Origin of the sequence: Azospirillum oryzae, assembly GCF_008364795.1 — a bacterium.
GTDB classification, from domain to species: Bacteria; Pseudomonadota; Alphaproteobacteria; order Azospirillales; family Azospirillaceae; genus Azospirillum; species Azospirillum oryzae.
The window spans coordinates 1,096,701-1,116,762 of record NZ_VTTM01000001.1 but is presented as its reverse complement, the minus strand read 5'-3'; the positions used below and the strand labels follow the sequence as shown (position 1 = coordinate 1,116,762).

At 67.5% G+C, this 20,062-nt stretch carries 21 protein-coding genes; 11 read left to right on the top strand and 10 right to left on the bottom strand.

The window, feature by feature from the left end; genetic code table 11:
- Positions 1-108 precede the first annotated feature (108 nt).
- On the bottom strand, positions 109-798 hold the full coding sequence (locus FZ938_RS05320; protein ID WP_149197550.1) for an MBT domain-containing protein: 690 nt from the start codon (positions 796-798) through the stop codon (positions 109-111).
- A gap of 194 nt (positions 799-992) precedes the next feature.
- Here FZ938_RS05320 and FZ938_RS05315 point away from each other — a divergent pair, with 194 nt between their 5' ends.
- The 7 genes from FZ938_RS05315 (at position 993) to FZ938_RS05285 (ending at position 8,533) form a co-directional block, all read left to right on the top strand.
- Positions 993-1,775, top strand: coding sequence for an N-formylglutamate amidohydrolase (locus FZ938_RS05315; RefSeq protein ID WP_246457533.1), 783 nt, complete (start codon positions 993-995; stop codon positions 1,773-1,775).
- Positions 1,776-1,800: 25 nt separating this feature from the next.
- Entirely contained in the window at positions 1,801-2,949 is a 1,149-nt protein-coding gene (locus FZ938_RS05310; RefSeq protein WP_149197548.1) for a carboxylate-amine ligase, read from the top strand.
- Between the two features lie 197 nt (positions 2,950-3,146).
- A complete protein-coding gene (locus tag FZ938_RS05305; protein WP_149197547.1) occupies positions 3,147-4,469 on the top strand; it encodes an O-acetylhomoserine aminocarboxypropyltransferase in 1,323 nt (440 codons plus the stop codon).
- Positions 4,470-4,479: 10 nt separating this feature from the next.
- Positions 4,480-5,307 (top strand): alpha/beta fold hydrolase, encoded by an 828-nt coding sequence (locus tag FZ938_RS05300; RefSeq protein WP_149197546.1) that lies wholly within the window; start codon positions 4,480-4,482, stop codon positions 5,305-5,307.
- Positions 5,308-5,452: 145 nt separating this feature from the next.
- Complete coding sequence (locus tag FZ938_RS05295) at positions 5,453-7,375, top strand: sensor histidine kinase (protein ID WP_246457532.1); 1,923 nt, start codon at positions 5,453-5,455, stop codon at positions 7,373-7,375.
- An 85-nt stretch (positions 7,376-7,460) separates the two neighbouring features.
- Entirely contained in the window at positions 7,461-8,189 is a 729-nt protein-coding gene (queC, locus tag FZ938_RS05290; protein ID WP_149197545.1) for a 7-cyano-7-deazaguanine synthase QueC, read from the top strand.
- A 110-nt stretch (positions 8,190-8,299) separates the two neighbouring features.
- Positions 8,300-8,533, top strand: a complete 234-nt coding sequence (locus FZ938_RS05285) for a hypothetical protein (protein WP_149197544.1) — start codon at positions 8,300-8,302, stop codon at positions 8,531-8,533.
- A 23-nt stretch (positions 8,534-8,556) separates the two neighbouring features.
- Here the strand turns inward: FZ938_RS05285 and FZ938_RS05280 are convergent, their stop codons facing one another.
- Both FZ938_RS05280 and FZ938_RS05275 read right to left on the bottom strand, forming a co-directional pair.
- Positions 8,557-8,907: a cupin domain-containing protein gene (locus FZ938_RS05280; RefSeq protein ID WP_149197543.1), complete on the bottom strand. Its 351-nt coding sequence runs from the start codon at positions 8,905-8,907 to the stop codon at positions 8,557-8,559.
- Positions 8,908-8,919: 12 nt separating this feature from the next.
- Positions 8,920-9,633 (bottom strand): HAD family hydrolase, encoded by a 714-nt coding sequence (locus FZ938_RS05275; protein ID WP_149197542.1) that lies wholly within the window; start codon positions 9,631-9,633, stop codon positions 8,920-8,922.
- A 313-nt stretch (positions 9,634-9,946) separates the two neighbouring features.
- Between FZ938_RS05275 and FZ938_RS05270 the strand changes: the two genes are divergently transcribed.
- Positions 9,947-10,159, top strand: a complete 213-nt coding sequence (locus tag FZ938_RS05270) for a DUF1127 domain-containing protein (protein ID WP_136705180.1) — start codon at positions 9,947-9,949, stop codon at positions 10,157-10,159.
- A gap of 215 nt (positions 10,160-10,374) precedes the next feature.
- Here the strand turns inward: FZ938_RS05270 and FZ938_RS05265 are convergent, their stop codons facing one another.
- Positions 10,375-11,511: a type III PLP-dependent enzyme gene (locus tag FZ938_RS05265; protein WP_109076327.1), complete on the bottom strand. Its 1,137-nt coding sequence runs from the start codon at positions 11,509-11,511 to the stop codon at positions 10,375-10,377.
- A 438-nt stretch (positions 11,512-11,949) separates the two neighbouring features.
- Here FZ938_RS05265 and FZ938_RS05260 point away from each other — a divergent pair, with 438 nt between their 5' ends.
- The gene (locus FZ938_RS05260; RefSeq protein ID WP_149197541.1) at positions 11,950-12,522 is read left to right on the top strand and encodes an MgtC/SapB family protein; all 573 of its coding nucleotides are present in this window, start codon (positions 11,950-11,952) and stop codon (positions 12,520-12,522) included.
- Here the strand turns inward: FZ938_RS05260 and FZ938_RS05255 are convergent.
- The 5 genes from FZ938_RS05255 to FZ938_RS05240 all read right to left on the bottom strand — a co-directional run bounded on the left by FZ938_RS05255 (position 12,488) and on the right by FZ938_RS05240 (position 16,557).
- Complete coding sequence (locus tag FZ938_RS05255) at positions 12,488-13,690, bottom strand: multidrug effflux MFS transporter (protein WP_149197540.1); 1,203 nt, start codon at positions 13,688-13,690, stop codon at positions 12,488-12,490. The genes FZ938_RS05260 and FZ938_RS05255 overlap by 35 nt on opposite strands.
- A gap of 85 nt (positions 13,691-13,775) precedes the next feature.
- Positions 13,776-13,952, bottom strand: coding sequence for a hypothetical protein (locus FZ938_RS30445; protein ID WP_174757336.1), 177 nt, complete (start codon positions 13,950-13,952; stop codon positions 13,776-13,778).
- Positions 13,953-13,966: 14 nt separating this feature from the next.
- The gene (locus tag FZ938_RS05250; RefSeq protein WP_149197539.1) at positions 13,967-14,908 is read right to left on the bottom strand and encodes a bifunctional riboflavin kinase/FAD synthetase; all 942 of its coding nucleotides are present in this window, start codon (positions 14,906-14,908) and stop codon (positions 13,967-13,969) included.
- A 158-nt stretch (positions 14,909-15,066) separates the two neighbouring features.
- Positions 15,067-15,516 (bottom strand): MaoC family dehydratase, encoded by a 450-nt coding sequence (locus FZ938_RS05245; RefSeq protein WP_109076331.1) that lies wholly within the window; start codon positions 15,514-15,516, stop codon positions 15,067-15,069.
- A 465-nt stretch (positions 15,517-15,981) separates the two neighbouring features.
- Complete coding sequence (locus tag FZ938_RS05240) at positions 15,982-16,557, bottom strand: septal ring lytic transglycosylase RlpA family protein (protein ID WP_149197538.1); 576 nt, start codon at positions 16,555-16,557, stop codon at positions 15,982-15,984.
- A gap of 169 nt (positions 16,558-16,726) precedes the next feature.
- Between FZ938_RS05240 and FZ938_RS05235 the strand changes: the two genes are divergently transcribed.
- Entirely contained in the window at positions 16,727-17,761 is a 1,035-nt protein-coding gene (locus FZ938_RS05235; protein WP_246457530.1) for an alpha/beta hydrolase, read from the top strand.
- A gap of 30 nt (positions 17,762-17,791) precedes the next feature.
- Positions 17,792-18,805 (top strand): DUF6352 family protein, encoded by a 1,014-nt coding sequence (locus tag FZ938_RS05230; protein WP_149197537.1) that lies wholly within the window; start codon positions 17,792-17,794, stop codon positions 18,803-18,805.
- Between the two features lie 17 nt (positions 18,806-18,822).
- On the opposite strand, the gene FZ938_RS05225 is transcribed toward FZ938_RS05230, so the two are convergent.
- Positions 18,823-19,968, bottom strand: a complete 1,146-nt coding sequence (locus FZ938_RS05225) for an AI-2E family transporter (RefSeq protein ID WP_149197536.1) — start codon at positions 19,966-19,968, stop codon at positions 18,823-18,825.
- Positions 19,969-20,062: the final 94 nt, after the last annotated feature.

Sequence of the window (20,062 nt, the reverse complement as noted above, 5' to 3'; positions counted from 1 at the left end):
CCGCCACCGGGCCAGCGGGATGCAAGTCATGGCTGCCGTGCGCCTCGGCGGTTCCCCCGGAGGATGCCGGATGGGCGGCCAGGCCGGCCTTTTCGGCCGGGATGCGGATCAGCGCGGCCGGATGCGGCGAAGCGACACCGCCTCGTCGTCTTCGGTGCTGTACTCATCGTAATGGACCGGGCAGCGGCCGTCCTTGCGCGGCTTGTCCTTCACCGTCGCCGGATACCAGTCGCCTTTCCACTGGACTTCCACCCGCATGCCGGGCTGGCACAGCGACGCACCGGCCTGATAGCCGGCAGCGGGGGCGGTCGCCATCGGGCTTGGGGAAGCGCCCGGCGGGATAGGGCTCAGCATCGGCGCCGCCGCGGGTGCGGGGGCCGGCTTCTCCTGGTCGCAGAAGGCGGTGCAGACGCGCTTGGCGATCACCTGCCCGCCGCAGCTTCCGCCGAAGCAGTCGCGATAATCGGCCTCGCACCGCGCTTCGCAGCTGCTGTTGCCGCAGGAATAGGAGCGGTCGAAATCGCTTACCGACTTCTTGATCGGCTTCTTCTCCGCCTGCTGGCGGTTGACATAGGACTGATACTCGTAGAGTGCCCGCGACCGCGCCTCGTTCACGCAGGCCTGCTGTGACATGCCGCAATTCTGGCGGCAGTAATTGCGGTTCTGCTGGCACTGGTTGACGCAGAGCCGGCCTTCGGCCGAGCTCGGCGGGACGAGGCTGTATTGCGTCTCGTAAACGGGTCCGCAAGCGCTGAGCAGCGCCATCACGGCAAGGCAGAGGGTGAGCAGGCGGAGCATGCGGGGTGTCTTCCGGGTGGGTTCGCGCGGAGAGGGAGTCGGAGCCTATCAGCTTGCCGTTCGGGCTACCACCATCGGCCGCGCTTCCGCCCGGCGCTGCGGTTGCGCTAGTGTGGCATATGGCCTCATCACCTTCCGAACATCGCCAGCCCGTCACCGCTCCCGCACCGGCGCCCCGTGCGACAGCGCCGCTGTTGGGCCCGAACGATCCGCCGCCGGCCACCACGCTGAACCCGGATGCCGGCGGGCCGCTGCTGCTGGTGTGCGACCATGCGTCGCGCGCGATTCCCGCCCTTCTCGGCGACCTGGGTTTGCCGGAGGAGCAGCTCTGCCGTCACATCGCCTATGACATCGGGGCGGCGGAGGTGACGCGGCGGCTGGCAGACCGCTTTGGCGCCACCGCGGTTCTGTCCGGTTTCTCCCGTCTGGTGATCGACCCGAATCGCGCGATCGAGGATCCCACGGCGATTCCGGTGGTCAGCGATGACGTGGTGATCCCCGGCAATCGCGCGCTGGATGCCGAGGCACAGGCCCAGCGGGTGGAGGCGCTGTTCAAGCCCTATCACGCCGCGGTGGCGGCGGCCGTCTCGACGATCAGCGCCCGCGGACAGGTGCCGGTGATGGTGTCGGTCCACAGTTTCACCCCGGCGATGCGCGGTGTGGCGCGGCCCTGGCACATCGGCGTGCTGTGGGACAACGATCCGCGCTTGCCGGTGCCGCTGATCGAGGCGCTGAAGTCCGATGGCCGCTGGTGCGTCGGCGACAACCAGCCCTATTCCGGCCGCGGCACGCTGGGCGGCACGGTGGAGACCCACGCGACGCCCGCCGGATATCCCAACGTCCTGCTGGAGATCCGGCAGGACCTGATCGCCACGCCGGAGGGCGCCGAGTTGTGGGCGCAGGTGGTCGGCGATGCGCTGGAGCCGTTGCTGGCCCTGCCGTCGCTGGCGACCATCCACCATTATCCGCGGGCCTGAACACCGAATGGAAAGTACCGTGTCAATGGAAAGCGCCGTAAGCGAACCGACCTTCACCCTCGGCCTGGAAGAGGAATATCTGCTGGTCGACCGCGGCACGCGCGACATCGTGCCCAGCCCGCCCGACGAGATGCTGGAAGCCTGCCAGGAACAGGCGCCGGGCCGCATCCACCCGGAATTCCTGCGCTGCCAGATCGAGGTGGGGACGCCGGTCTGCAGAACGCTGGACGAGGCGCGGACCGAGTTGGCGGCGTTGCGCGCCACGGTGGCCGGGGTGGCCGACCGCTATGGGCTGGCGCCGATCGCCGCCTCCACCCATCCCTTTGCCGCATGGGAGCCTCAGAAGCACACCAACCGCGACCGCTACAACATGCTGGCCCGCGACCTGGGGGCGCCGGCCCGCCGGCTGATGATCTGCGGCATGCATGTCCATGTCGGGATCGAGGACGACGACCTGCGCATCGACCTGATGAACCAGGTCCGCTATTTCCTTCCGCATCTGCTGGCGCTGTCGACCTCCTCGCCCTTCTGGCGCGGGCGTGACATGGAGCGCCGGTCCTACCGGCTCAGCGTCTGGCACGAACTGCCGCGCACCGGCATGCCCGCCGGCTTCCAGAGCTTCGGCGAGTATCAGAGCCACGTCGCGGTGCTGGTGAATGCCGGGGTGATCGAGGACGCCAGCAAGCTGTGGTGGGACATCCGCCCATCCTCGCGCTTTCCGACGCTGGAGATGCGCATCACCGACATCTGCACCCGGCTGGACGACGCGGTGACGGTGGCGGCGCTCTATCGCTGCCTGCTGCGCATGTTGTGGCGCTTGAAGGCGCGCAACGTCACTTGGCGGCCCTACAAGAACCTGCTGATCGAGGAAAACCGTTGGCGCGCCCAGCGCTATGGGCTGGACAGCGGGCTGGTCGATTTCGGGCAGGGGCGCATCGTGCCCTATGCCGACCTGTTGGACGAGATCATCGACCTGACCCGCGAGGATGCCGAGCATTTCGGCTGCACCGCCGAGGTCGAGCGGGCGCGCGAGATCGTCAAGCGCGGCACCAGCGCCCATCGGCAGATCGCGATCTTCCAGGCGGCGCTCGCCGACGGTGCCGACGAGGACGAGGCGCTGCGCCGGGTGGTGGACTGGCTGGCGGAGGAGACGATGGTGGGGGTCGCGACCTGAAGGATTCGCTTCGGCGCAGCGCCTCCCAACCGCCCCCTCCCAACTGCCTTGACGCGCGCGTCATGTCTCCATACGCTTCCGCACCGTCGATGCCGCTGGAATGCGGGTTGAACAGGGCTGGCAAATAAAAAGCTGAAAAGCATAGAGGGCCGCTCGTCGTTGGCGGCCCTCTTCCAACATCAAGGGGAGGGAGGAGCATGGCCGGCGCCAAGTTCCTGAAGTTCGATACGCAGAGCCTGCATGCGGGGCAAAGGCCCGATCCGGCGACCGGGGCGCGGGCGGTTCCGATCCATCTGACCTCCTCCTACGTCTTCAGCGACGTCGATCAGGCGGCGGCCCTGTTCAATCTGGAACGGCCGGGCCACATCTATTCGCGCATCTCCAACCCCACCGTCGCGGTGCTGGAAGAGCGGTTGGCGACGCTGGAGGGCGGGGTGGGCGCGGTCTGCACCGCCAGCGGACAGGCGGCGCTGACGCTCGCCATCATGACGCTGATGGGGGCGGGCGGGCACATCGTCGCCTCCTCCTCCATCTATGGCGGCAGCCGCAACCTGCTGGCCTATACGCTGCCGCGGTTCGGCATCACCACGACCTTCGTCCATCCGCGCGACCTCGACGGCATCCGCGCGGCGATCCGTCCGGAGACCGGGCTGGTCTTCGGCGAGGTGCTGGGCAATCCGGGGCTGGAGGTGCTGGACGTGCCGAAGGTCGCGGCCATCGCCCATGAGGCCGGCATCCCGCTGCTGATCGACTCGACCTTCACCACCCCTTATCTTTGCCGCCCGTTCGAGCATGGCGCCGATCTGGTCATGCATTCCTGCACCAAGTGGCTGGGCGGGCACGGTACCGCCATCGGTGGCGTGGTGATCGACGGCGGCCGCTTCGACTGGGAGGCGTCGGGCAAGTTCCCGACACTGACCGAGCCCTATGCCGGCTATCACGGCATCGATTTCGCCGAGGAATACGGCCCGGCCGCCTTCATCGCCCGCGCCCGTGCCGAAGGCTTGCGCGATTTCGGCGCCTGCATGAGCCCGATGAACGCCTTCCAGATCCTGCAGGGGGTGGAAACGCTGCCGCTGCGGATGAAGGCGCACATCCACAACACCCGCAAGATCGTCTGCTTCCTGGAAGGGGAACTGAATGCGGAGAAGGGCGCCGTCGCCTGGGTCTCCTATCCGGAGCTGGTTGACCACCCAGACCATGCCCTGGCCGCCCGGCTGCTGCCGCATGGCGCCGGCTCCATCATCTCCTTCGGCATCCGGGCCGGCGCGCATGGCGGCCGCGAGGCCGGGCGCCGTTTCATCGAGTCGCTGACGCTGTTCTCGCACCTCGCCAATGTCGGCGACGCCAAGTCGCTGGTCATCCATCCCGCCAGCACCACCCACGCCCAGCTCGATGCCGAAGCGCTCGCCGCCGCCGGGGTGGGGGAGGACATGATCCGCCTGTCCATCGGGCTGGAGGATTGCGAAGATCTGATCGACGACCTGAAGCAGGCGCTGCGCGCCGCCACCAAGGGCTGAGGGCCGCGCCATGCAACTGACCGTCAACGGAACCCCCGTCTTCGTCCACACCGGCGGCCGGGAGATCGACCCCGCGCGGCCTGCCGTCGTGCTGATCCACGGCGCCGGCATGGACCACAGCGTGTGGAGCCTGCAAAGCCGCTATCTCGCCCACCATGGCCGCTCGGTGCTGGCGGTCGACCTGCCGGGGCATGGCCGCTCCGGCGGGGAGCCGCTGGGCAGCATCGCCGCCATCGCCGATTGGGTGATCGCCCTGCTGGATGCCGCCGGGCTGGAACGGGCGGCGCTGATCGGCCATTCCATGGGGGCGCTGGTGGCGCTGGACGCCGCCGCCCGCCATGGCGCCCATCATGGTGGGCGGGTGGAGGCAATCGCGCTGCTGGGCATCGCGGAGCGGATGCCGGTCCACCCCGACCTGCTGGCCGCCGCCCATGCCGGCGAGCAGTCGGCCATCGACATGGTGGTCGGCTGGGGCCACGGTCCGCGCGGCCATGGCGGCGCCCAGGGCGGCGGTTGCCCGACGCCGGGGCTGGCGCTGATCCCCGGCGGGCGCCGGTTGATGGCGTCGGTTCGTCCGGGCGTGCTGGGTGTCGATCTGGCCGCCTGCAACGACTATGGACAAGGGGCCGATGCCGCGGCGGCGGTCGACTGTCCGGCGCTGTTCCTGCTGGGCACGCTCGACAAGATGACACCGGCGAAGGCCGGGCGATCGCTGGCGGCCCGCGTTAAGACTTCGCAGGTCGTCGTCCTGCCGCAGACCGGACATATGGTGATGACCGAAGCCCCCGACGCAGTGCTGGAGGCGCTGACTTCCTTCCTGTCCTTGCGCCGGGGATAAGGACGACGGGATAAGTGTTTCAGTGCCGAAATCAATGGCCCGGAGTCGGGTTAGTCCTGACATGAACCATTGATGACCCCTCATTACTCTGCATGACGGGATCGAAGCCATCCCGCCGTTCGCAGCAGGTTCGGGGGGTATCATCTTGCAGGATGGCGAGCATCGCGCGACCGCACTGGCTGTCGGCGCCCTGTTCCGTGATTGCCGGGAGGTCGTCGCGCTGTTGTCGGCCGATGGGCGCGTGCTCCGCATCAGCGACGCCGTCGCAGATCTGCTGGGCCACCCATCGGATAGGCTGACCGGCGCGTCGTTCGACGGCCACATCCATCCCGAGGATGTGGAGGAGGCGAGGCGCCGGTTCCAACGGCGCGCGGCGGCCCCGGCCGGCAGCAGCGGCCGTGCCGTTTTCCGCTTCCGCCATGCCGATGGCGGCTGGCGTTGGCTGGAGGTCACAACCCGCAACGAGCTGGCCGATCCGGCCATCGGCGGACTGGTGCTGACCTTCCGCGACATCAGCGACCACATCGCCTTGTCGGAACGCCTGCGGGCCAGCGAAGCGCGTTACCGCACATTGGCGGAGGCGGTGCCGGTCGGCATCCTGCAGGCGGATGCCGACGGCCAAGTGCTGTTCGCCAATGCCCGGCTTGCCGGCATCACCGGGTTGGAGCCCGACCGGCTGCTCGGCGGCGGCTGGCTCGATGCCGTCCATCCCGACGACCGGGCGCGGGTCGCGGCGGACTGGCGGCTGGACGCGGCCGGCGATCCGCCGCCGACCGATTTCCGCTTCCACGACCCCGACGGGGCCGGCGCCGACCGGCGGGTGCTGTGCCAACGCATGCCCCTGGAGGATGGCGGCACCATCGCCACCATCACCGACGTCAGCGAATATGTGTACACCGCCAACGCCCTGCGCCTGTCGGAGGCGCGCAACAAGGCGATCCTCGACACCGCGGCCGACGCGATCCTGACCATCGACGAGGCCGGTGTGATGCACAGCTTCAACCGGGCGGCGGAGGCGATGTTCGGCGTTTCCGCCGGGGACCTGCTGTGGCGCCCGCTCGACCGCCTGATCCCGCTGGCGGACCTGCGGGAGGAGGGCGGCGTCCGGCTGGAGTTCGCGCCCGGCCAGACCACGGCGCTGATCGCCCGCGACCGGGGGGCCGAGGCTGAGCGCGCCGACGGCACCCGCTTCCCCGTGGAACTGTCGGTCAGCGCCAGCGAGGTGGAGGGGCGCAGGCTCTACACCGCCATTCTCCGCGACGTCACCGAACGCCGCCGGGCGGAGGCCGAGTTGCTGGCGGCCAAGGCCGCGGCGGAGGCGGCCGACCGCGCCAAATCCATTTTCATCGCGGCGATGAGCCACGAACTTCGCACCCCGCTGAACGCGGTGATCGGTTTCTCCCAGCTTTTGGAGGCGCAGGCCGGGCGAACGGTTGGCGACGCGCAGCGGACCTATCAGATGCGCGATTGCGTCGGCGCGATCCGTCAGGCCGGCGAGCAGCTGTTGGCGATCATCGACGACATCATCGACATGGCGCGCGTCGATGCCGGCGGGCTGTCCTTGACCGAAGGACCCGTCGATTTGCCGGCGGTCGCCGAACGGGCCGTGGCGAACCTGCACTTTCACGCCACCCGCCGGAGTGTGACGGTCGAAGTGATGGCCGATGGCGAATTGCCGCCGATGCGGGGCGACGAACGGCGCCTGGTCCAGGCGCTGGGCAACCTGCTGTCCAACGCTATCAAATTCAGCCATCCGGGGGATGTCGTCACCCTGACGGCGGCATTGGCTGCCGACGGCTGGGTCGCGCTTTCGGTGCGGGATCGTGGCGTCGGCATGCGGACGGAGGACATCGCCAAGGCGATGGCCCCCTTCGCCCAGATCGACCAGAGCGCCACCCGCCATCACGAGGGCGTCGGGCTTGGCCTGCCGCTGGCGCTGCGTCTGGTGCAGGCCCATGGCGGCATGCTGACGCTGGACAGCGCACCGGGGCAGGGCTGTACCGCCACGATCCGTCTGCCGCCGTCGCGGATCATGACCATCGAAGAGATGTTGGTGACCATGTCCTGATCTGGCCTGCGCCGGCCGGATGTGTCAGAAGCTGTCGCAGAGGGTCCGCCCGGCGGACGGTCGGCTTTTGAAAGGCAGGTGTGCGATGGCGGCTTTGGGCGAATCCAGGCAGGCGGTGGTTCTGGTCAGCGGCGGTCTCGACTCGACGACGGTGCTCGCCATCGCCAAGGCCGAAGGCTACCGGGTCAACGCCCTGAGCTTCCGCTATGGCCAGCGCCATTCGGTGGAATTGGAGGCGGCACAGCGGGTGGTCGCGGCGATGGGGGTGGAGCGGCATGTGATCGCCGATATCGACCTGCGCGCCTTCGGCGGCTCCGCCCTGACCGATTCCATCGACGTGCCGAAGCACGACAGCGCCGCCGATCTGGCGGCCGGGCTGGGGGAGGGCATCCCCGTCACCTATGTGCCGGCGCGCAACACCGTCTTCCTGTCCTTCGCGCTGGCCTGGGCGGAGACGTTGGGGGCGTCCGACCTGTTCATCGGCGTCAACGCGCTGGATTATTCCGGTTATCCCGACTGCCGCCCCGAATACATCGCCGCCTTCGAGACGCTGGCGAACCTCGCCACCAAGGCGGGGGTGGAGGGCACCAGCCGGTTCAGGATCCATGCGCCGCTGATGCGGATGGACAAGGCCGCCATCGTCCGCCGCGGGCTGGAACTGGGGGTCGACTACAGCCTCACCCACTCCTGCTACGATCCGACGCCGGAGGGGCTGTCCTGCGGCGCCTGCGACAGCTGCCTGTTGCGCCTGAAGGGCTTTTCCGAAGCCGGAACGACCGATCCGATCCGTTACGCCAACGGAACGAACAAGTAATCCCTTACGGCCGCTTCCGGTACGCCGCAGTGGAAATCTCGACTTGCCGAACAAGATAAAATTTTATATAAAAGCATATAGATTTGTTCGGGAAGCTGAGGGAGCGCATCATGGCTGCCACCTCCTGGATGGGACCGCGCCTGAGCGGCCGGGCAGCGCGGGCGGTGCTGAGCGAGCATCGCCGCGCCAACGCCCGCAAGCGCGGCTGGTCGCGTGACATCGCCCGCTTGATTCTGGTCGCCTCCGTCCTGGTGCTGGGCGTGCTGGCGGTGGAGATCGGCCGCAAGGCGGTCACCATCCTCGGCCACAGCGCCGCCCAGCATTCGGTCGAGATCGTCGGCTGAAGGCTTGGGCTGAAGGCTTGGACTCAGGGCAGGACCACCACATAGCGTTTGGTGGTGGCCGCAACCACCGTCCAGCTTCCCGTGAAGCCCGGTTCGATCACGAAACGATCCCCAGCCTTCAATGCCCAGGAGCGCCCGTCGTCATGGGTGACGACGCTCTCGCCCTCCAGAATCTCGCAATATTCCCACTCGTCATAGACGATGCGCCAGGATCCGGGCGTCGACCGCCAAGTGCCGGCGAACCGCTTGCCGTCATGCGATTCGTAGCCGTTCCAGGTGGTGAAGACCGGTGACCCGGCCAGGATGCGGTCGGCGGCCGGCGCGCCGGTTTCCGGCGTGATGCCGTCGGGAATGGGCAGCATGGACAGGGTCATCGATGGTCCTTCTCACCAGTCGGCCAGCAGCGCCGGCAGGTCGTGGATCGAGTCCAGCCGGCGATAGTGATGGTCGGGCACCTCCGCCTCCTCATGCGCCCAGGTGATGGCATAGGGGATGTGGACGGCATGGGCACCGGTGGCCAGCACCGGCAGGATGTCCGAGCGTACCGAATTGCCGACCATCAGGAAACGGGCCGGATCGATGCCGTGGCGGTCCATCACCCGCCGGTAGGTGGCGGGGTCCTTCTCGCTGACGATCTCCACCGCATGGAACAGCTCCGACAGGCCGGAGCGCGCGATCTTGCTCTCCTGGTCGAACAGGTCGCCCTTGGTGATCAGAACCAGCCGGTGGTGGTCGGCCAGCGTCTCCACCACCTTTGCCACGCCGGGCAGCAGTTCCACCGGATGCTCCAGCATCGCCTTGCCGAAGTCGATCAGGCTCTGCAGGTCGCGGGCCGGGACATGGCCGTCGGTGACGGCGATCGCCGTCTCGATCATCGACAGCACGAAGCCCTTGATGCCGTAGCCATAGACGCGGAGGTTCGCCCGTTCCGCCTCCAGCAGGCGGCGGTCGAGGTCGGTGGGATCGGCGGCATGGGCCAGCAGGGCGCGGAAGCGGTCCTGCGTCATCGAAAACAGCGATTCATTGTGCCAGAGCGTATCGTCGCCATCGAAGCCGATGCTGTCGAAGGTCTGGCCGGCGGGGGTGAGGGGGCTGTTCATGAACCTGTCCACTGGTCCGCTGAATTGATCCGTAAGTAAAACAATACATCGCCCAAGTGGGGCGGCCTTGTCCAGGGGGCGTCGTTGCAGGGGTCCATTATTGTCAGCATGGCGAACCGTAAGTATCCGCAATGACGCTTTTGCCACAGATCGGTGACATTCCATGGCGAGTTCTTCGCTGCCTGCAAAGCGGGCATGTTGCCGTCGGGGGTGGCAACATGGCTCGAAGAAGCATAATTATATTTCCACACAAGGAGAACGTGATCGCCGACCGGCGGACCCTCCATAACAAGACATCTCAGGAATCTCCATCATGGCAACCCTTCTTCATTCGGCCGAGACCGGCCACAGCACTTCCACCTTCGCCCATGTCGTCGAAGTCGCATCGAACCTGCTGGGCCTGTGGCGCCAGCGCATCGTGACCCGCCGTGAACTGGGCTATCTGGACGACCGTATGCTCCAGGACATCGGCTTCAGCCGCCTGGACGCCGAGCGCGAGATGTCGAAGCCGTTCTGGCGCGAATGAGCGCCTGCACGCCGGCCGGCGAACGCACAGGAAAAGGCCGCTTCCGTTGATCGGAGGCGGCCTTTTTCTTTGTTCGATACTTGGTGTGCCCAAAAGTTAGGCTGCACAGAAAAGCGGCTGCCGAAAAAAGAAAAGCCCGCCGCCGGAGAAACCGGCAGGCGGGCTTTTTCTTGGGCGAACCGAGATGACGGGCAGGGCGTCGCCCCGCCGCCTCCTCAGATGCAGTAGTGGTGCAGCGGCGCGAAGCCGTTGAAGCAGACGGCCGAGTAGGTCGTGGTGTAGGCGCCGGTGGCATGGATGCGCACGCGGTCGCCGGCCTTCAGACCCATCGGCATCTTGTAGTCGGCACGCTCGTACAGCACGTCGGCGCTGTCGCAGGTCGGGCCTGCCAGGATCACCGCCTCGCGGTCGTCTTCCTGCTCATCGCCCAGCACCTCGATCGGGTACTGGATCGCCTCGTCCATCGTCTCGGCCAGACCGCCGAACTTGCCGATGTCCAGATAGACCCAGCGCTTGGGATCCTCGGCCGACTTGCGCGACACCAGGACCACTTCGCTCTCGATGATGCCGGCGCTGCCGACCATGCCGCGACCCGGCTCCACGATGGTCTCCGGCAGGTGGTTGCCGAAGTGGGTGCGCAGCGAGTCGAAGATCGCCTGGCCGTAGGCGGTGCATTCCGGCACGTCGGTGCGGTAGCGGGTGGGGAAGCCGCCGCCCAGATTGATCATGCCCAGATCGACGCCCAGCACCTCAAGCTCGCGGAACAACTGCGCCACCTGGAAGATGGCGTGGTCCCACTGCATCAGGTCCTTCTGCTGCGAGCCGACATGGAAGGACACGCCATAGGGCTGCACGTCCATGTCGCGGGCCTTCAGCAGCAGGTCGCGGGCCATCGGCAGGTCGCAGCCGAACTTGCGCGACAGCGGCCATTCGGCGCCCTCGCCCGAGGTCAGGATACGGCAGAACACGCGGGCGCCGGGGGCGGCGCGCTCGATCTTCTCCAGTTCCGGCTCGCTGTCGAAGGCGAACAGGCGCACGCCCAGCTCATAGGCGCGGCGGATGTCGCTTTCCTTCTTGATGGTGTTGCCGAAGGAGATGCGCTCCGGGGTGGCGCCGGCGGCCAGCGCCATCTGGATTTCCGGGACGGAGGCGCAGTCGAAGGCGGAGCCGAGACGGGCCAGCAGGCTGAGGATTTCCGCGGCCGGGTTCGCCTTCACCGCATAGAAGATGCGGGCGTCGGGCAGGGCGTCGTGCAGATCGTTGTAGTTCTGCTCGACCACGTCCAGATCGATGACGAGGCAAGGGGTCTGCGGGCGCTGCTCTTCGAAAAAGCGCGCAATCTTCTGGGTCATCTCAGTCTCCTGGGACGCAAGATGATGGAACGGAAAGGGCGAAGTCGGGGGAACGGAGCGGCCGGGCGGGCCGATCAGCAACTGAAAAAGCTGATCAGGCGCTCAGGCCGCCAATACTGGATTGCCCCGTACAGAACCCTGTTCTGTCCGTATGGTCCAGGAGCGGCAAATTTCGGAGACGGGTGAGCACGCGCCCACCCACAACAACATCAACCATCGTAACCTCCAAGTCGCCGCCTTGTTTAAGGGACGGTCGGGGATCACGCGTTACGTCGTTGCATAACCACATCTCGGAGACGCCGAGGGGCGGGCCAGCGGCACGTGCGCTTGCGAGTTCGCGTTACATAGATCCAACGCGATCGAATGCAAAGTGAAAAATGCGGTGCGTCCCAAAAAAGTGGCAGGCCGTTTGGCAGGCTGAAAAACCGGAGTGATTTCATGGGCTTGACCGAGGCTCTGACAACGCAGGAGATGGGATTGCGGCTGCTGGCGGCAGCCTTTTGCGGTGCGTTGCTTGGACTCGACCGTGAAATGCGGGGCAAGGCGGCGGGGCTGCGCACGCATACGCTGATCTCCATCAGCTGCGCCCTGACCACCTTGGTCGCGCTGGAGCTGTTCACCGGCCTGCGGACCAGCGGCGACGAGCGGCCGAGCGACCCGGTGCGCGTCATCCAGGGCGTGGCGCAGGCGGTCGGCTTCATCAGCGCCGGCGTTATGTTCCGGTCGGGCGACAGCGTGCGGGGGGCGACGACCGCCGCGATCATCTGGGTGGCGGGCGGGCTGGGCATCGCCTGCGGCGCCGGCTATTACGCGCTTGCCGGCATGACGCTGGCCCTGTGCCTGATGGTGACCATTCTGTTCACCGTCCTGATGGACCGCTTCCCGCAGTTGGGAGCGGCGGAGACCGGGGCGGACGCGGAGGATGGCGACGGCAAGGCGCGGGAGCGGCGTCGCTCCTCCTCCCGGCAGGGCCGGATCAGGCGGATCGCCCGCCACGCGCCGCGGGGATGACCAGCAGCCGGTGCGCCAGCAGGGCGCCCAGCCCGACCAGTCCGATGGCCCCCATCATCGGCAGGGCGGTGCCGTCGTTCAGATGGCCGACGACGATGCCGACGACCGCGGCGATGGCCATCTGCGCGAAGCCCAGCAGCGAGGACGCCAGCCCGGCCATGGTGGGGTAGGGCCCCACCGCGTTGGCGGAGGCGTTGGGCAGGGTCAGCCCGGCGCCCAGGATGAACAGGAAGACCGGCACCACGATGGCCAGCAGGTGCAGCACCCCGGCCAGCGCCAGCACCCCGCCCACCAGCCCGCCGCCCAGCGACAGCAGCGTGCCGATGCGGATCATCCGCGCGCCGCCCAGCCGCGGCGTCAGCCGCCCGGCCAGGAAGGTGCCCAACATATATCCCAGAACCACGGCGCCGAAGCTGGCGCCATACTCCGCCGGGGTCAGGTGCAATTGCCCGATCAGCACGAAGGACGAGCCGGAGATGAAGGAGAAGATGCCGCTGTAGGAAAAGGCCACCACTAGCACATAGCCGACGAAGCCGCGGTTGCGCATCAGCATCAGGTAATTGGCGGCGAGCCGGCCCGGCCGCAACGCCTCCTCGTCGCGGTGGGCGTTGGTCTCGCCCAGCATCGACCACACCGCGGCCAGGATGCCGCAGGCGAACAGGGTCAGCAGCATGAAGTTGGCGCGCCAGCCGAACCACTCCGTCAGGACGCCGCCCAGCATCGGCCCCACCGCCGGGGCCAGCGCCATCGCCATCGACATATAGGCCAGCACCGTCGCCGCCCGGTCGCGCCCGAACACGTCGCGCACCACCGCGCGCGCCACCACCGGACCGCAGCAGGCGCCCAGGGCCTGGAAGAAGCGGGCGGCGATCAGCGCGTCGATGCTGCTGGTCATGGCGCAGACGGCGCTGGCCGCCAGATAGATCGTCACCCCCACCAGCAGGGTCGGGCGCCGGCCGAAGCGGTCGGACATCGGGCCATAGACCAGCTGCGACACCGCGAAGCCGACCAGGAAGATCGACAGCGTCAGCTGCACCGTGGCGACATCGGTGTCGAACACCCGCACCAGCGTCGGCAGCGACGGCAGGTACAGGTCGGTGGACAGCGGGCCGAAGGCGACCAATGCCGTCAGCAGGACGCGGATGGACAGGGAATCGGGACGGGGCATGGAACGGCTATGGAGCGAAGCGGAGACGGGGCGGCACTGTATCAGATGAAACCACCGCCGCCAGCGCGGATCGCTTGCAACCCTGTCACTTGGCCGGCAGCACCATGCGGATGCAGCGGGCCAGCACGGTGTTGCCGGTCATCTCGCGGTAATTCTGGATGATGATCGGCTCGGCCGCCTTGCATTGCTCCAGGCTGGCGAACTCCAGCGTGGTCGGGCCGCCCTGGTTCAGCATGAACAGCAGCATCAACACCCGTTCCATTCCCGCCCCTCCGGTCAGCCGGCCGCCAGCACGGCGCGGGCGGCGGCGGCGTCCTTCACGATCTGGTCCTTCAGCACGTCGAAGCTGGGGAACTTCATCTCCGGCCGCAGGAAGTCGATCATCTGGACCCGCAGATGCAGATCGTACAGATCAAGGTCGACGTCGAACAGGTGGGCCTCCAGCCGGGCGACCGTGCCGTCGACGGTGGGGCGGGCGCCCAGATTGGCCACACCGGGCAGCCAGACGGTCTCGCCGGCGCGGTCGATGCCGGCGCGCACCGCATAGACGCCGAAGGCCGGGCGCAGATACTCGCCCAGCTCGATGTTGGCGGTGGGGAAACCGATGGTGCGGCCGCGCTGGTCGCCATGGACGACGCGCCCCTCGATCTCCCACGGATGACCCAGAACGAAGGCGGCCTCACGCGGCCGGCCGGCGGTCAGCGCATCGCGCACGCGGGTGGAGGAGTAGACGCCGCCCTGTTCGTCGGACACCGGCCCGACCTCCGTCACGCCGAAGCCCTGGGCCCGGCCGGCCTTCAGCAGAAAGGCGGGATCGCCCGACCGTTTGTGTCCGAACAGGAAGTCATAGCCGCAGACGACGTGCCGCACACCCAGCCCGGCGACCAGAATCTCGTCTACGAAGGCTTGCGCCGTCTTGTGGCGGAAGCTGTCGTCGAAATGGCAGACGATCAACTGGTCGACGCCCAGCGCCTCGATATGGCGGGTCTTGACGCGAAAGGGCGTCAGGCGGAAGGGCGGGTCGTCGGGGCGGAAGACGCTGCGCGGATGCGGCTCGAAGGTGACGACGGCCGACGGCACGCCCATTTCCGCCGCAAGGCGCTGGGCGGTGCCGATGACAGTCTGATGTCCGCGGTGCACGCCGTCGAAATTGCCGAGCGCAACGACGGCGCCCCGCTCTTCGGCCGGCAGGTCGGCGGTGTGTCTGTACAGTCGCATGCGCGCCCCGGTGCTGTGGGCGGACCCTGGCGGGTCCGCTTGCTCGGGCGTCTATATAGACCGACGCCGGCGCGGGGTAAACGCGCCGGCGTGTTTTACGATCGCAAGCAGGCCGATCAACCGCGGCCATTCAACCGCGGCCATTCAACCGCGGCCATTCAACCGCGAGAGGGGACCATCAGCAGCGCCTCGCCCTCGACCACCACGGTCTCGCCGACGGTGCACACCGTCTTGATGACGCAGCGGCGCTTTTCCGGGATCAGTTCGGTGATGGTGGCGCGGGCGGTGACGGTGTCGCCGGCGCGGACCGGCGCCTTGAACTTCAGCGTCTGGCTCATGTAGATGCAGCCCGGCCCCGGCAGCTTGGTGCCCAGCACGGCCGAAATGAAGCCGACCGTCAGCATGCCGTGGGCGATGCGGCCCTGGAACATGGTGGTGGCGGCGTATTCCTGGTTGATGTGGACCGGGTTGGTGTCGCCGGAAATGCCCGCGAACAGGACGATGTCGGCTTCCGTCACCGTCTTGGCGAAGCTGGCCGTCATGCCGACGGACAGGTCTTCGATGCAGTAGCCTTCGATATCCTTGCGGACCTGACGCACGTCGTCCATCGCAGCAATTCCTCTTTCTCTCGGTGCCTGTTCCGGCGTCTGACGCCTGGGCGCCGCGCCGTTCGCTGCAATGCGTCGTGTGCGCCGCAGCGATGGGAATGGCACCACGTCTCCTCCAAAAATGCAAAAAAATCTCTAACGTTCCGCACAAGTCCGCAGGAAAGACGGCTGTCCCCTTCGGCAGGCTACGGCGCAATGGAAGCCGTTGTGGTGCCGGTGGATTACTTTGGTCCGAAGGTATAGCGATGGGAATGGTGCCGGATCAGTGGCTTAACGGTAAAAGTCACGGCTCTGGGCCGGCTGCGGCGGCGTTGGTGCGACTTTGGCGTCGCCCTGTCGTGTCCTGGCGGCAAAGTCCGTTTCTTTTCAGAGGCCTGACCATCCGGTGACTGTTGGTTCGGCGATTGAACGGAAAGCCGGCGGCGGATGCGGCGAATCGGAAGCCCTCTTCGCCGCATCGCAGCATTACTTGCCGGACCCGGAGTGCGACATTGTGTCGCTCTTGCCTCCCCCGCTGCTGCCGTTTCGCCGGGTGTCCCCCTGGGCGAACTGGCTGTCGGGGGTAAGCTGGTCCACCTTGTCCTCCACCTTTTCGCGGGCGGTCTCGGACGGCTGCTCCGACGGCTTGACCTCAACCTTCACCGGCGCGGTGCCGTCGTCGATCATGTCCAGCTTCTTGGCGGCAGACCGCGACAGGTCGATCACGCGACCATCGACATAAGGGCCGCGGTCATTGACGATGACGTCGACGCTCTTGCCGTTCTCCTCATTTGTTACGGTCGCCTTGGCGCCCAGCGGCAGGGTGCGCGAGGCGGCGGTGGCCTTGTTCTGGTTCATCGTTTCGCCGCTCGCGGTGGTGCGGCCATGGAATTTCTGGCTGTAGAAGGACGCTTCCCCCTTGTGGACGAGGATCTCCTCGCCATCCTCATGCTCGACATGCACGGGCGGAACCTTGGCCTTTCCATTCGCCAGCGCGGGGACTGCAGTCCCACTCAGGGTCGCGGCGGCAAGCGCCAGGACGATCATGCGTGTTGTCTTCATCGGTTCACCTCCAACGGCGGACCAACGGTATTCAAGGAAAAGAGTTCCCTCTCACGGCCGATGCAAGACGTCGTTACTATTTCTGGTTTTCAATATCTTGACGATTTCGAAGTGGGTGGCCCCTCCGGTCGCTCTTCCAGTCTGCAACACAACGGTCAGGGGAGAAAGCATGGCCGACGATGCCGCTTGGACTGCATCCGAATACACGGTGAAGCCTGCCGGTGAAACCGCTGCCGGCCCGGCCTCCGGTTCCGTGGAGATGCGCTTCGTCGCGATGCCAGATGGGGCCAAGCTGCGCGTCGCCGTCTGGCCGGTGCCGGAGCAGGTTCGCGGCACGGCGCTGGTGCTGACCGGCCGGGCGGAGTTCATCGAGAAATATGCCGAATCCGCGGAGGCGCTGGCCGCCCGCGGCTTCCGCGTGGTGGCGCTCGACTGGCGCAACCAGGGGATGTCCGACCGGCCCTTGCCCAACCGGCAGATCCACCATCTGACCGACTTCGCGACGCTGGTGGACGATCTCGACGAGATTCATCGGCAGGTGGTCGCGCCGGTCGCCGCGGAGACCGGCGGGCCGGTGATCCTGCTGGCCCACTCCATGGGCGGGCTGGTGGCGACGCTGGCGCTGGCCCGCCATGCCGACGACGATCCCGACCGCTATGCCGCCGTCCTGCTGTCGGCGCCAATGTACGCCATCCACAGCGGGCCCCTGCCGCGCTGGCTGGTGCGGGGGCTGGCCGGTCTGGGGCATGCCTGCGGATTGGGTGCCCGCTATGCGCTGGGGCAGGGCGATTACGACCCGGCGGAGGGGCGCTTCAGCCTGGACAACAAGATCACCGCCGATCCCAAACGCTACGCCGCTTTCCACACCCCCTATGCCGAGCGGCCGGAATTGCGCGTCGGCGGCGTCAGCTTCGCCTGGGTCGCCGCCGCCCTGGATGCGGAGGATGCGCTGCGCCATACCCTGCCGCTGGAGCGGGTGCGGACGCCGGTGCTGCTCTTGAGCGCGCCGGACGACCGGGTGGTGCGTGCGGCGGCGCACCGCGCGGTGGTTGCCCGCCTCGGCAACGCCCGGCTTGCCGACTATCCCGGGGCACGGCACGAGTTGCTGATGGAATGCGACGCCATCCGCGACCGGGTGTGGGCGGACATCGACGCCTTTCTCGACAAGACTCTTGCGCCGGGCGACGGCTCTGTCGTCGGATAGGCGCCTTCAGGACCAAAGGTGCCCAGCAGCATGACCGATTTCTGGACGGCGTCCGGTTTCCACCTGTTGACCCGCGATGCCGACAACCATCTGGCGGTGACGCCCGATTTCCTGCGCGCCTACCTTCTCCGGCCCGAAATACGCCCGCCGGAGGAGGCCTGCGATGCCGAACGCATGCTGCACGCGGCGTTGCTGGACGATCCGGCGCGGACGGTGCCCGCACCGCTGCTCGACGCCATCGCCGACCCGGATGCGCGGGAGAATTTCCAGGTCTGGCTGGCCTTCCGCGACCGGCTGCTCACGGCCGGAACGCTGGAAGGCTGCTACATCCGCCTGTTCCGCGAGGGTGCCCGCGGGGTGCCCGCCCTGTTCATCGACCAGCTGGTCCATGCCATCCTGCGCGGCATCCTGGATGAAACGCCGTCGGGCCTGCGCGCGCGGGCCGGGGAACTGTTCTTCCGCGAACAGACGGTGTCGGTGGAGGATGGTCGCGTCCGCGTCGCCGATTCCGAGACGGTGGAGACGATGGCGGCCTCCGGCGGCTTCGGTTCGCTCGGCCGTCTGGTGGTGGAGGCCGGCACGGCGCCCCGCAGCGTCGAACTGGACATCCTGGACGAGACCAACCACCCGCTCTATTGGGGCCGCGACGCCCGGCACGACACCGTGCTGGACATCACCTTCGCCGCCGCCGGGCTGGACGCGCTGGCCCGCGTGCTGGAGGCGTGGGTCGGGCATTTCCTGGGCGTGACGGTCGGCATCCAGCCGGTGCAGAACATCCGCGACGACCGCTGGGTCTGGCATGTCGGGCTCGACAGCGCAGCATCCGCGATCCTCAACGACCTGTATAACGGCGTGGAGGTGGGGGAGGACCGGCTGGCCCGCGTCCTCGCCCTGTTCCGCCTGGACTTCGCCGACCCCGCCGCCATGCGTCCCGACCTCGCCGGCCGGCCGGTCTATCTGGGGCTGGCGATGACGGAAGGGCGGCGGCTGAAGCTGAAGCCGCAGAACCTGCTGGTCAACCTGCCGCTGGCGTCAATGGCGTGAGGACGCGAAGGCGTCCCTCAATCCCCCAGCAGCGCGCCCACCGGCTTCAGCGGCTCGTGCGCGTCGAACAGGATCTTCAGGATCGCCAGGATCGGCACGGCCAGCAGCGCGCCGGGAATGCCCCACAGCCAGCCCCAGAACAGGATCGACACGAACACCGCGATGGGGTTCAGCGACAGCCGGCGGCCGACGATCATGGGGGTGAGGAAATTGCCCTCGATCGTCGTCAGCGCCACGAAGGACAGGGGCGGCAGGATGATGGTGCCGAGGCTGTCGAAGGTCAGGACCGACACCAGGAAGAACACGCCGGTCATCACCGCCGGGCCGATGAAGGGGATGTAGTTGGCCAGCGCCACCATCACTCCCCACAACGCCGGGTTCGGCAGCCCCCACATCCACATCACCAGCCCGGTCGCCAGCCCCAGCACCGCGTTGATGACGGTGATGGTCAGCAGATAGGCGGCGATGTTCTGCTGAAGCGTCGCCGCGACCATGGCGTAATGCACGCGGTCATCGACGTTGCGCATGGTGCCGATCAGCGCCTCCAGCGAATGGCGGCCACGGGCGAGGAAGAAATAAAGCAGCACCAGCAGGATCACGACATTGGCGAGAACCGATTCGACCTGGCTGACCGCCTGTTCCATCAGGGTCGGACCGCGCACCACCACTTCGCGCACCGGCCCGTCGCTGCCGGTTTCCTTGGTGATCTGCTCGATCTGCCGGGAGGCTTCGCGGGCGCGGTCGATGCCGGCGCGGATGTCGCCCAGCTTGAACTCCAGCTCATGCAGGACCCGCGGCATGCGGTTCACCCACTCCGCCGCCGGGGCGGACAGGGTATAGACCGCCAGCAGCACGCCGCCGAACAGCATGACGACCATGACGGCGGCGCCGATCCCCTCGGGCATACCGACGCGATAGAGCGCGCGGACCAGCGGGCGCAGCAGGAAGCTCAGGATCAGCGCCAGCATGATCGGCAGCAGGACGTCGCGCCCGAAATAGAGCGTGAACAGCACGGCGATGACGAACAGGCCGACGGCGGCGATGGTCAGCGGATCGCGGCGGTGGCCGGGTCCGGGCAACGGTTCGGTCGCCGGTTCCGGCGTGCCGGCAAGCGGGGCCTCGGGGGCGGGGGGAAGCGAGGCGAGCGGGCTGCGGTCTGTCATCGCGGTGGCCGGACCTCCGGAGGGAGGCGCTTGACGGCGGCGCCCGACCCTCCGATCTAGGGGAGTGTTTTTCGGGCCGCGCATCCTGCGGTCC